This is a genomic window from Massilia antarctica (assembly GCF_015689335.1).
GTDB lineage: Bacteria > Pseudomonadota > Gammaproteobacteria > Burkholderiales > Burkholderiaceae_D > Telluria_A > Telluria_A antarctica.
Map to the genome: position 1 here is coordinate 4,710,742 of NZ_CP065053.1, position 13,862 is coordinate 4,724,603.

Annotated in this window: 3 protein-coding genes; all 3 read left to right on the forward strand. The window is 65.0% G+C overall.

What is annotated here, in order from left to right; genetic code table 11:
- The first annotated feature begins 4 nt into the window (after nucleotides 1-4).
- Entirely contained in the window at nucleotides 5-658 is a 654-nt protein-coding gene (locus tag IV454_RS20980; RefSeq protein WP_229522351.1) for an SCO family protein, read from the forward strand.
- 585 nt (nucleotides 659-1,243) lie between these two features.
- The gene (locus IV454_RS20985; protein ID WP_206087664.1) at nucleotides 1,244-10,489 is read left to right on the forward strand and encodes an SdrD B-like domain-containing protein; all 9,246 of its coding nucleotides are present in this window, start codon (nucleotides 1,244-1,246) and stop codon (nucleotides 10,487-10,489) included.
- Nucleotides 10,479-13,856, forward strand: a complete 3,378-nt coding sequence (locus IV454_RS20990) for a porin family protein (protein WP_206087665.1) — start codon at nucleotides 10,479-10,481, stop codon at nucleotides 13,854-13,856. The genes IV454_RS20985 and IV454_RS20990 overlap by 11 nt, the downstream gene beginning before the upstream one ends.
- Nucleotides 13,857-13,862 lie beyond the last annotated feature (6 nt).

The following is a 13,862-nucleotide window of genomic DNA, read 5'->3' on the forward strand; positions in this document are numbered from 1 at the left end:
GCGTGTGCAAGGGTGCGCGCTGGCGGCACTGACCGCGCTGGCGCTGCACGCCGTGGCGGCGCCGGCGCGCCAGTTCGCGCTGCCGACGCCGGGCACTTACCGGCTCGAGCACATCCACAAGGCGCCCGACGGGATGGTTCTCGACAGCGATGGCAGCCGCCACCGGCTGGCGGAATTTACCACCGGTAAAATCACGCTGTTTTCCTTCATCTATACCTATTGCACCGATGCGCGCGGCTGTCCGCTGGCCTACGCGACCCTGCATACGCTCAAGAAAACCTTGGGCCAGGATGCGCGCACGCGCGAGCGGGTGCGTTTTGTCAGCATGAGTTTCGATCCTACCTACGACACGCCACAAGCCATGCGCAGCTACGGCGGCGAGGATGCGCGCGACCGCTCCAAGGTGGAGTGGCGTTTCCTCACCAGCGGCTCCAACGCCGAGCTGGCGCCGCTGCTCGACGGCTTCGGCCAGGATGTCTCGGTCGCCAGCGAACGCGCGCCTGGGCAGCGCTTGCCGGCCTTGAGCCACTTGCTCAAGGTGTATCTGATCGATGCGTCCGGCAAGGTGCGCGAAATCTATTCCACCTCCTTTCTTCAGCCCGATGTGGTGCTGAACGACATCCGTACCTTGCTGCTGGAAAGCGCCCCGCAGCGCTGAACAAGGCTGCTCTTATGGCAATAAGGCATGCATGTCAATTTCCATAAAAACATAAATCAGGGCGAAATCCGTGTTTTTGTTCATAGGTGCGAATTGCCTTAAAGAAATTTTAACTTGCCAGCTTAGCTTGTCTCCGCTGTAAGGGCCTTGCGCCCGGGCTGTCGTCATAGGGAAAACCAAGGTCAATACAGGCGCGCGGCGATCACCGCCGCGCCGTCTTGACGCCCCTATGGCGCGGCCATCTCCCTCCAGAAATTTCGTTAAAGAAACACAAAAAGTGTTGACACTATGCGAACGGAGTTGTCTCCGTTGCATATTTGCATCATTTCCACTAAGAACTTTGTAAGATGTTGTTTGTATGAATATAATGACGTCGCGCAAGAAAAGTGTTGTCGTTGCATCCAGATCCGCAGTGTGCCTTTCCTCCGCGTCGTGCCAGTCTTACCTCCCAATCGCAAAGCAATGCCGTGTGCATGGCGGGCGATTTGTCGTCCGCATTCTTAATTGATGAAGCCAATAATGTTCAAAAGCGCCTTACCAGTGGTGAAGTCCCGATCCTCGCGTGCGTTCGCATGCCTGCTCCGGGTGACAGCGATTGCCTTGCTGGGGCTGCCTCTTCAGGCAGCCGCGGTCGACTTGCTGGTATCGCGCCTGACCGACACGCCGGACCCGGCCGTGCGCGGCGGCACCATTCTGTATTCCGCTTCCGTCACCAATAACACCAGCGACGTCGCCAATAACGTCAAGGTGGTGTTCACGCTCGATCCGCAGACCAGCTTCGTGTCGGTGTCCGACCCGGCCTGCGTGTACGATGCGGGCACCAGCAAGGTCACCTGCAGCTACGCCACAGTGGCGGGCGATGGCGCCGGCGCCGGCACCGCCGACCTGCTCGACATCGACCTGACCGTGCGCACCCTGGCCACGGCCGGCCAGACGGTCAACATGCAGGCGGCGGTCAGCACCACCGATGCCGACAGCAACGTCGGCAACAATGCGCTCTCGCAGCTGACCACGATCGACAATGGCGCCGACCTGTCCCTGGTGCTGAACGGCTCGCCCGCCAGCCTGATGGCCAGCGGCAAGCTGGTGTACACGGCGAACCTGACCAACAACGGCCCCGACGCGGCCGGCGCCACCAAGGCCACCTTCACCCTGAGCCCGAACCTGAGCTACACCTCGGCGAGCGGCTCCGGCTGGTCGTGCGGGGCGGCGGGGCAGGTGGTGACGTGTAACCGTCCGAGCGCGCCCAAGGGCGCCTTGCCGGACATTACCATCAACACCAAGGCCACCGGCACCACCACCGGCACCATCACCAGCACCGGCGTGGTGACGATCAGCGGCAGCGCCACCGATTTCAACAATGCCAACGATGCCTCGTCGGCGAATACCATCATCACCGTCGGCACCGACCTGGCCGTGACCAAGACCGTGTCCCAGGCCCTGGTGGGCAGCGGCCAGCCGGTCAGCTTCACCCTGGCGCCACGCAACCTGGGTCCGCTGCCGGCCACCAACGTGGTGGTCAGCGACAGCGTGCCTGCGGGCTTTGCCATCGTCAGCGCCAGCGGCACCGGCTGGACCTGCACCGTCAACAGCCAGAATGTCAGCTGCACGCGCGCCAGTCTCGCGGTTGGCACGGCCCAGGACATCGTCATCAGCGCCACCGCGCCGGTCGTCGCCGCCCAGACCGCTGTCACCAACACCACCACCATCGCCAGCGATACGCCTGATGGCGACCTCACCAACAACAGCGGCTCGGTCAATGTCAGCATCGTGCCGGACGGCGTCGATCTGTCGATCACCAAGACCAAGACGCCGAATCCTGTTGCGCAGGGCAACAATATGGTCAGCACCATGCGCGTGACCAATCACGGCCCGCGCGCTGCCGCCATCGGCGAAGTCAAGCTCGTCGAAACCCTGCCGGCCGGTGAAACCTTTGTCAGCGCCAGCGGCAGCAACTGGACTTGCGCACCGCAAAGCGGCCAGGACATCACTTGTACCTATAACGTGGCCCTGGCATTGAATGCCTCGACCCCGAACCTGCTCCTGACCACCACCGCCACCGCCTCCGGCACCCTGACCAATACCGCTTGCGCCGTCTTCACCGATGGCGGCGGCGTGCAAGTCGATCCGGTGCTGGCCAATAACTGCGCCAGCGCGACCTCGGAATCGACCCTGACCCCGAACGCGGCCGACCTGCAACTGACCAAGTCCGCCGCCCCGGGCACCCTGGACTGGAACGCGCCGACCATCACCTACACCCTGACGGTGACCAATGCCGGTCCGGGCGAATCGACCAGCGTGATCCTGTCCGACCCGATTCCCGGCTTCATCGCCGGCAAGACCGTGGTGAACGCATCGAAGACGGGCGGCACCAGCCCGGCGGCGTTCAGCTGCACCCCGGGCGCGACCGTCACCTGTTTCATGAGCAGCGGCACGATGGCGCTCGGCAGCACGGCGGAAATCAGCGTGACGGTCACCCGTCCGCTGCTCGACAGCAGCGGCCAGGCCGGCAATAAATGGGTGAACTCGGCCAGCGTGCGCTCCAACGCGCAAGGCGATCCGGTGCCAAGCAATAACGTCGCCACCGCCGACGTGCAGGTCGACCCGGTCGCCGACGTCACCGTCACCAACACCGTGACCCCCGGCTCGGTTCCCGCCGGCACCAACGCCACCTACGTCCTGACGATCAATAACAACGGCCCGTCCACCGCGAATGGCGTGACCGTCGTCGACGTGTTCAATATTCCGGAAGGCTCGATGACCTTCCTGTCGGCCGTTGCCAGCAACGGCGGCAGCTGCGCCTACGATGCGGCGGCCAAGACCCTGAGCTGCACCATCGGCAACATGGCGTCCGGCGCGACCCGCACCGTCACCATCACCGTGCGTCCCGACTATATGGATAACGCGCCGACTCCGCGCACGATCGGCAGCACGGCCACGGTGGCCACCAGCAGCAACGAAAGCAACTACGGCAACAACAGCGGCACCAATGCGCTGGCGGTCACCCCCGCCACGCTCGACCTGCTGGTCAACAACACCGACAACGTCGATCCGATGGGCTTCGTGCCGGCCGCCGCCGGTCCCGTATTCCCGGACAACGTGGTCACCTACCGCAACGCCATCACCAACCGCGGTCCCTCGGTAGCCACCCAGCTGGTGCTGACCTACCTGATGAAGCCGCCTGTCGGCAAGAGCATGACTTTCCTCGGCGGCAAACTGCTGCCGGACGGCCAGGCGTATACCAATTACTGCACCCAGGTCGGCAACGTGGTCACGGGTCCGGCGCAGATGAGCATCACCTGCAATTTCCCGACCGCCGACATCCTGATGGGCAACAACGCCAGCACCGACCTGTACCTCGACTTCCACGTCGACACCCAGCCGACCGGTTCGGGCGACACGTACCAGTCGACCGTCACCGTGTCCTCGCGCGAGCCGGAACTGCTGATGCCGAACAACACGGCCGACCAGAGCACCACCATCAAGATGCGGGTCGACCTCAAACTGACGAAAGCCGCGTTCGCCTTTAACGGCACCGCCGACGCCGTCGCCGCCGCGGTACAGCTGCGCCAGCCGTTCTACTGGGTCCTGACCCTGAACAACGCCGGTCCCGGCAACAGCAGCGGCACCGTCGTCACCGACAGCCTGCCAGCCGGCCTGACGCTCTACACCGGCGGCGCGGCCGCGCCATACAATGCGGCGCCGTACAACGCCGGCCTGACCTGGAGCACCAACAACGCCGCCCCGACCAGCGGCACCTGCAGCGCCGGCGCCACGATCAGCTGTAACGTCGGCTTGCTGGAAAGCGGCAAGGCGGCCACCGTGCGTGTGCCCGTGATCGCCACCGCCGTCAATGCCGCGCTGCAAAATTGCGGCAACGCCAGCACCAATGATGTCGAGCGCAATGCCGTCGATAACCGCGGCTGCGCCACCGTGGCCGTGCAAGCGTCCTCGATCGCCGGCATCGTGTACGAAGACAGTAATAACGACGCGGCCAAGGGCGCGGGCGAAACCGGCATTGCCGGCGTCACCCTGCGCCTGGACGGTGTCGACATCTACGGCAATACCGTCACCAATGTCACCACCACCACCACGGCCGGCGGCGCCTATCTGTTCGATAACCGTTCGCCAGGCACCTATAAAGTGACCGAAGTGCAGCCGGCCACCTACCTCGATGGCAAGGAAACCGCCGGCAGCGTTGCCGGTACCGCCACCGGCGCGGCCGGCGACGAGATCAGCAACATCGTCCTGCCAGCCGCCACCAATGCGACCGGCTACCTGTTCGGCGAACTGAAACCGGCGACCCTGTCGGGCTTCGTTTTCGTCGACCTCAACACCAATGCCGTGCGCAACGTGACCGGCGTGCCGACCACCGACGAAAGCGCTGGCGTGACCAGCGTCACCATGACCCTGAGCGGCAGCGACGACCTCGGTCCCGTGAACGCCACCGTGCCGACCGGCGCCAACGGTTCGTACAGCTTCACGAACCTGCGTCCCGGTACTTACCAGGTGGTGCAGGCAAGCTTGCCAGGCGTGACCCACACCGGCATGACCATCGGCAGCAAGGGCGGCAACGACGGCGCCTCCGCGCTGGCCGCCAATACCCCGGTCATCGGCGCCACCAAGCGCACCATCGGCAATGTGCCGCTGGTGGCGGGCGACGCCGCGGTGAACTATAACTTCGGCGAAAGCGGGCAGGGCCTGGGCGGCATCGTCTATGCCGACCTGAACAACAACGGCATCAAGGATGCGGGCGAACCCGGCATTGCCGGCGTGTCGGTCACCCTGTCGGGCAATACCTCGAACGGCACCAGCGTGTGCGTGGCGATTTCGCCGAATCCGTGCACCATCGTTACCGACAGCAGCGGCGGCTACGGCTTCGCCGGCTTGCCGGCCAGCGATGCGACCGGCTATGTGCTGACCGAGCAGAGCCAGGCCAGCGCGCCGCTGTCGAGCTATGCCGACGGCATCGACACGGTCGGTACCGTCAATGGCGTGGTGCGTGGCACCAAGACCAATGACAAGTTCAGCGGTATCGTGATCGGCACCGGCCAGTTCGGCAGCAATTACAACTTCGGCGAATCGTCCGCCAGCCTGGCGGGCAAGGTCTACCTCGATGCCGACCGCAGCAATACCCTGAACGGCGCCGACACCCTGCTGCCTGGCGTGACCGTGACCCTGTCGGGCACCACCGCGACCGGCGCCAATGTGTGCACCATCGTCAGCACCTGCGTGGGCACGACCGACGCGAGCGGCAACTATCTGTTCACCGGCCTGCCGGCAAGCAATGGCGGCGGCTATACCGTCACCGAAACCCAGCCGGTCGACTATATCGACGCCACCAATACCTTGGGCACCGGCGCCACCGTGCCGGGCAACCTCGGCCTGGCACCCGGCAACAGCGTGTTTACCGGCGTTGTGCTCTCCGGCGGACAGAATGGCATCAATTACCTGTTCGGCGAAGCCACCGGCAAGCTGAGCGGCTTTGTGTATGCCGACAAGAACAACAACGGCATCATGGACGCGGGCGAAACCGGCATTGGCGGCGTGACCCTGACCCTGACCGGCACGGCGGCAAGCGGCGGCAACGCCTGCGGCGCGGCTACCTGCGTGACCACCACCGGCCCCGATGGCGCGTACACCTTCAGCTTCCTGCGCAATGCGAATGGCGCCGGCTACACCGTCACCGAAACCCAGCCGACCGCTTACCTCGACGGCATCACCCGCAAGGGTAAGGTCGGCGGCGCGCCTTGCGCGGCCTGCGTCGACAATGTCGCCAACGTGATCGGCACCATCGCCTATGCGGTGGCGACGACGCACACCGACTTCAACTTCGGCGAACTGCTCCCGGCCAGCGTGAGCGGTACCGTGTATGCGGACAGCAACCAGGATGCCCAGATCAGCAAGGGCGAGCAGATCGCCGGCGTGACCGTCACCCTGACCGGCAGCGACGACCGCGGCGCGCCCGTCACCCTGACCACGACCACTGCGGCCGACGGCACTTACCGCTTCGACCAGCTGCGTCCGAGCGACAACAACGGCTACACCCTGACCGAAACCCATCCGGCCGGCTACAACGACTTCCCGGGCAACACCGGCAGCCAGCCGGGCACCATCGGCGGCGTCACCTCGGGCACGGCCTTGACCAACGTCATCGGCGGCCTGCGCCTGGCGCAGGGCGACAATGGCGTCAACTACAACTTCCGCGAAGTCGGCGCCAGCATTGCCGGTAGCGTGTATTTCGACGCCAACAACAACGGCGTGCGCGATGCCGGCGATGCGCCGCTGGCCGGTGTCGTCGTGCGCCTGAACGGCCCCGTGCCGCGCACCATGGCGACCGGCACCGATGGCTCGTTCATGTTCACCGGCCTGATGGCTGGCAGCTACACCCTGGTCGAAGTCCAGCCGGGTGGCGTGTTGGACGGCATCGATGCCGCCGGCACGGCGGGCGGCACCATCAATGCCCCGAAAAACAGCATCACTGGCATCACTCTGGCGCCGGGCACGGCCGCCGGTAACTATCTGTTCGGCGAACGCGGCGCACCGAGCACCGGTTCCCTGGCAGGTACCGTGTACGTGGACAGCAACAAGGATGGCAAGCGCGACAGCGGCGAGCAGTTGCTCAACGGCGTTACCCTGACCCTCAGGGGCACCGACGGCACGGTCCGTACTGTCCAGACCGATATCAATGGTAATTACCTGTTCCCGGTGCTCGCGCCAGGCACGTATACCCTGGTTGAAACCCAGCCAGCCGGCCTGTCCGATTTCGAGGCTGCCACCGGCACCAAGGTCGGTCTCCTGGGCGGCGGCAGCGCCGGCCTGAACACGGTGACCACCATCGTCATTCCGCCTGCAGGCGGCGCGGCGACCGGCTACGACTTCCGCGAAATCAACCCGGCCCTCAATGGCCTGGCCAAACTCGGCGGTACTGTGTATGTCGACGGCAACAAGAATGCCAAGCGCGAGCCTGGCGAAGCACTGGCCGGCGTCAGCGTCACCCTGACCGGTATCGATGCGAATGGCGTGGCGGTTGCCGCGCGCACCACCGTGACCGGCGCCGACGGCAGCTATCTGTTCGTCGACCTGGTACCGGGCACCTACACCGTGGTGGAAACCCAGCCGCCAGCATATGGCGACTTCCCGACCAACACCGGCAGCGCCCTCGGCACGGTCGGCGGCACGCTCGACAAGGGTCCGAACAAAATGAGCGGCATCGTACTGGTGGCCAACACCGATGCGAAAGACTACGATTTCCGCGAAGCGGGCAGCAGCCTGGCCGGCGTGGTGTATCGCGACGATAACCACAACGGCGTGCAGGACGCCGGCGAGCCTGGCATTGCCGGCGTGCCGGTCAGCGCCATCGGCGGCAAGGGCGAAGCAGGCCGTGCCATCACCGATGCGGATGGCCGCTTCCTGATCGTCGGCTTGCCGGCCGACACCTACAGCTTGGTGGAAACCCAGCCGGCCGCTTACACGGATGGCAAGGAAACCGCGGGCAAGATCGCTGGTATCACCGCCGGCTCGGTCGACAACAGCGCCTTCGACAACTCGGCGCCGAAGAACACCATCTCGGCCATCAAGCTGGGCGTGACCCAGGATGGCACCGACTACCTGTTCGGCGAACGCCGCGCGCGCCTGGAAGGCTATGTGTATGTCGACGCCAACCATAACGGCCAGATGGACGCGGGCGAAATCCCCTTGCCTGGCGTGCACGTGACCCTGACGGGTGTCGATGCTTGCACCATGGGCTGCGTGGCAATCAGCGGCCCTGATGGCAAGTATGTGTTCGAGAACCTGGTTCCCGGCCGCTACACCCTGGTCGAGTCCCAGACCGACCTGCCGACCGCGAAATACATGGATGGCAAGGAAACCGCCGGCGTTGCAGGCGGCAAGGTCGATAACAGCAGCTACGGCACCGCGCCGTCGCAAAACACGATCGCCGACTTCACCGTGACGAGCGACATCATCGCGGCCAATGGCGGCGTGGTGGGCGGATACCTGTTCGGCGAGCGCGTGCGTCCGGGTCCGGAAACCCGCGCCCCGATCATCAGCGGCTATGTCTGGATGGACCGCGGCCACACCCGCACCCGTCCGGAAAACCATGAAGGCGTGAAGGATTGGACCGTGGTCCTGACCCAGAACGGCAAGCCGGTCTGCACCGTCAAGTCCGACGCCAAGGGCTACTACCAGTTCGACAGCCTGCATTGCGCCGGCTATGAAGGCACGGGCTTGCCGACCGGTCCAGGCTTCGAGATCGTCTTCACCAAGGATGGCAACGGCATGCCGATCGTCCCGACCTCGGGCGGTAACGTGGGCACGCCGGTGATCGGCAAGATTACGGGCATTACCGTGCTTGATAACAGCGACATCACCGAGCAGAACCTGCCACTGACCCCGGCTGGCGTCGTGTACGACAGCGCCACCCGTCAACCAGTGCGTGGCGCGGTCGTGACCGTAACCGGTCCGGCTGGCTTCAACCCGGCGCGTCACTTGCTGGGCGGCGTGGACGCGGTCAACCAGACCACCGGCAGCGATGGCGTGTATCAGTTCGGCTTGCTGAACGATTTCCCGGCGGGTGTCTACAAACTGGCGATCACCAGCTATCCAGCGGGTTACGTACCGGCCGAGTCGGCGAAGATCCCGGCGTGCCAGGGTGCCGCGTCCGTCATGGCAAACGCCAATGCGGCGCTGATCCAGAAGTCCGACGGCGCTCCAGTATCCAGCGTGAACCTGCACAAGCCGAACGCTTGCGTCGGCGCGGTGCCGGGCGGTGCGGACACCACCCAGTATTACTACACGTTCACCGTGGGCACGAATGGCGCGCCGGTGGTGAACAACCACCTGCCGATCGACAAGGTCGAAGCGGCTGGCCTGGCGCTGACCAAAACCGGCGACAAGCAGCAGCTCGAAATGGGCGAAAGCCTGCTGTACACCCTGACCGTGCGCCAGACCAGCGGCAGCGCGGTAGCGCAGGCAACCGTGCGCGACAGCCTGCCGGCCGGCTTCTCGCTGGTGCCTGGCACCGTGAAAGTCGATGGCAAACCGGTGGCCGATCCGGCGCCGGCAGTCGGCCCGGTCCTGGCTTTCAACCTGGGTCCGCTGGCAAGCAACAAGCAAGCCGTGCTGACCTACCGCCTGCGTGCCGGCGTCGGCAGCCTGCAGGGCGATGGCATCAACCGTGCGATTGCCTACGCCTGTAACGTGGCCGGCGCTTGCGTCACGCCGGGTTCTTACCAGCCGGTGCCGGACGCCTACCCGTCCAACAAGGCCGAGTACAAGGTGCGCCTGACCGGTGGCGTGTTCACCGCACAAGCCTGCGTGGCCGGCAAGGTCTTCGTCGACTGCAACGGTAACTCGGTGCAGGACAGCGAAGAGCTGGGTGTGCCGGGAGTGCGTCTGTACCTGGAAGACGGCACTTCGTTCACCACCGATGTGGAAGGCAAGTACAGCTTCTGCGGTTTGACGCCGAAATCGCACGTGATCAAGGCCGACAGTCTGACCTTGCCACGCGGCAGCCGCCTGACGACGACCAGCAACCGCAACCTGGGCGACGCCAACAGCATCTGGCTCGACACCAAGAACGGCGAGCTGCTGCGCGGCGACTTTGCCGAGGGTTCGTGCTCGGCGCCGGTCATCGAGCAGGTGAAAGCCCGCCGCAGCCAGGGCGGGGGACGCGCGCCGGAAACCGAAGCGATCCGCCTGCCAGGCCTGAAGTTCGACAGCAAAGCACCTGCCGCGCCGCGGCAGGCGACCGACAGCGCCAACCAGGAACTGGTCAAGCCACGCCAGGGAGCAATCCCTGCCGGCGCGGGAGAAGCCCGTGCGCAATAAGCAACCATCCCGCCTGGCCCAGATGAACACCATGACGAACAAAAAACTTCTTCTTATTCAACGCCGCGGCACCGTCCGCCTGCTGGCGGGCGCGCTGGCGGTTGCCTGCGCTTTCCCGAATGCCGGCGCGCAAGCGCTGCCATCGGCCCCGGCCGATGCCGGCCTGCGTGCCCAAATGGCTGCGCCGCAACTCTGGAGCGGGCGTCCCGTAGGGCGATTGGACGCCAGCGCCAAGGTCGCGCGCATCCTGGTCGAAACCGACCGCGACGGCGTGCCGGCCGACGGCCAGTCGCCGGTGCGCGTGAGCGTGCAGGTGCTGGGCGAGGATGGCCAGCCGCTGGCGGATGACGTGCTGCTGACCCTGGAAGCATCGGCCGGCCGCATCCTGCTCGACGGCGCTGCCACCGATGCCCTGGGTCCGCAAAGCGGCGACGCCGACAAGGTCACCCCCGGCGTGCAGCTGCGCGTGAAAAACGGCAAGGCGCAATTCCGCCTGCTGGCCCCGGCCGCCGCCCAGGAAGTCTTGCTGCGCGTCGACGGCGGCAAGATCAGCACCCAGGGCGTGATCACCTTCGTTCCAGAACTGCGCCAGATGCTGGCCGTGGGCTTGATCGAAGGCGTTATCAGCAAGCGTACCCTGAGCGCCGGCGACCTCGCGCCAGCGCGCTTTAACGATGGCTTCGAGCAGGACATCACGCGCTGGAGCCGCCAGTTCAACAGCGGCAAGGCCAACGCCAGCGCCCGTACCGCGTTTTTCGTCAAAGGCACCATCCTCGGCAGCAAGCTGTTGACGGCCGCCTACGATTCGGACCAGCAGACCAAGGAGAAGCTGCAGCGCGACATCAATCCGAACGAGTTCTACCCGGTCTACGGCGACAGCGCCACCACCGCGTTCGACGCCCGCTCGGCCGGCCGCCTGTATGTGCGGATCGACGACAAGAAAAGCTATGTGCTGTACGGCGACTTTTCGACCAGCGAAGGCACGATGTCGTCGGTGCCCGGCCCGAACACGGGCATGGAAGCGCGCAAGCTCGGCCAGTACCAGCGCACCGCCACCGGCCTGCGCGGCAACTGGGACCTGGGACGCGGCAACCTGGGCGGCTTTGCCTTCCACGACAACGCCAAACAGGTGATTGAAGAATACCGCGCCAACGGCAGCTCGGGACCATTCGCCGTGCGCAACAATGGCGCGCTGACCAATTCCGAGCGGGTCGAACTGATCGTGCGCGACAAGAACCAGACCGACCTGGTCAAGCAAGTCACGCCGCTGCGCCGCCTGGACGATTACAGCTTCGAGCCGTTTTCGGGGCGCATCCTGTTCAAGCAGGCAGTGCCATCGCTGACTCCCGAAGGCGATCCGCAATCGATCCGCGTTACGTACGAAGTGGAGCAGGGCGGCGAAGATTTCTGGGTGATGGGCGTCAATGGCGAATACCGCCTGACCGACAGCATCAGCATCGGCATGGCTGCCGTGGACGACAAGAACCCGCAATCGCCGTACCGCCTGAACAGCGTCAACGCGACCGTGCAACTGGCGCCGAAGACCAGCGTGGTGGCCGAATTTGCGCAAAGCGAATCGACCAGCTACACGGCCAACGGCCAGGTCTTCACCACCCCGAGCGGGCAGGCCGGTGAGCTGTCGAGTTCGGCGTCGGGCCAGGCGGCGCGCGTCGCGCTGTCGCACAAGAGCGATGCCTTCGACATGCGTGCCTACTGGCAGCGTGCCGACAATGAATTTAACAATACCGCGGCCGGTATCAGCCCCGGCCACAGCGATGCCGGCGTGAACGTCAGCGCCAAATTCACGTCCACCACCACCGTGTACGGCAGCGCGCTGCAAAGCAAGGATCAGCAGGTCGTGGCCCAGCGCGACGCCGTGCGTGTCGGCATGCTGTGGAAAGCCGATCCGCGCCTGACCCTGGACTTCTCCGTGCAGCACATGAAGGAAGAGGGCGAGCTGCGCAACCAGGTGGGCATGGCCAGCAACACCGGCGTGGTCTCGAACGCCAACGGCTTGAATCCGAGCGGCGGCTTCTTCGGCTTTGGCAACACCAACAGTGCCATCAGCCCGGTCAACGGCAGTACCGTCACGGCATTCGCACCGGTCGGCGCGACCACCACGCCGGGTACGCGCGGCACCCTGGACGCCAATACGGTGGCGATCGGCGCCCAGTACAAGGCGACCGATTCGCTGACTCTGACCGGCGTGATCGAGCATGGCATATCCGACAGCAACCAGAAGCGCTACGAGCTCGGTGCGCAGTATCAATTGTCCGAGCGCAGCCGCGCGTATGCGCGCTACGAGAACCAGACCGGTCTGGCATCGCGCTACGCCTTGAATCCTGCCGAGAAGAGCAATGCATTTGTTGCCGGTGTCGAATCGACCTACCTGCCGGGCGCCAGCATCTTCTCCGAGTACCGCTTGCGCGACTCCATCGACACCCAACTGGCCGATGGACGCGACCTGCAACTGGCCAGCGGCGCGCGCAACACCTGGAACCTGTCCGAAGGCCTGGCCGTGAGCACCAACGCGGAATACCTGCACGTGTTCGACGGCCGCCAGCAAAAGGGCGTGGCCCTGGCGACGGCGCTCGACTACACCGCCAATCCGCTGTGGAAAGCCTCGGTCAAGCTCGAATGGCGCCGCCTGTTCGACAGCCCGGGCGAGATCGGCAACCAGTCGCAGGACCAGTGGTTGAATACCCTGTCTTTCGTTCGCAAGCTCGACCGCGACTGGACTGTCCTGGCCCGCAACTACGCCCTGCTCGCGCGCAATAACGACGACCTCAGCGGCAAGCCGCTGGCGAACAGCCTGCAGGAACGCGCCCAGCTGGGTTTTGCATGGCGTCCGGTCGACCACAACCAGTTCAACGGCTTGGCGCGCTACGAATACAAGAACGTGCGCGACGGCGCCCGCATCGATGGCGACAATTACGCCGCGCACATCGTCTCGACGCATCTGGATTACCATCCGAGCCGTCCGTGGTGGAGCACCGGCCGCCTGGCTGCCAAGACCAGCCACGAGCGCAACCTGCCGCAGGGTCAGCAGACCTACAGCGCCTGGATGGCATCGGGCCGGGTGGTGTACGACATCACCGAAAACTGGGATATCGGCGTGCTTGCCGCGTATCTGCACAGTCCGCAGAACCGGGGTAGCAGCCAGTATGCGCGCGGTGTCGAGGTCGGCTACCTGGTCAAGGAAAACCTGTGGCTCTCGACCGGCTACAACGTGAGCGGCTTCCGCGAACGCGATCTGAGCAGCGCCGACTACACCTCCAAGGGATGGTTCGTGCGCCTGCGCTTCAAGTTTGACGAGAATGTATTCAAAGGCAAGGACCCGGACGCGAATCGCGCGCTGGCCCGCTAATTTCCT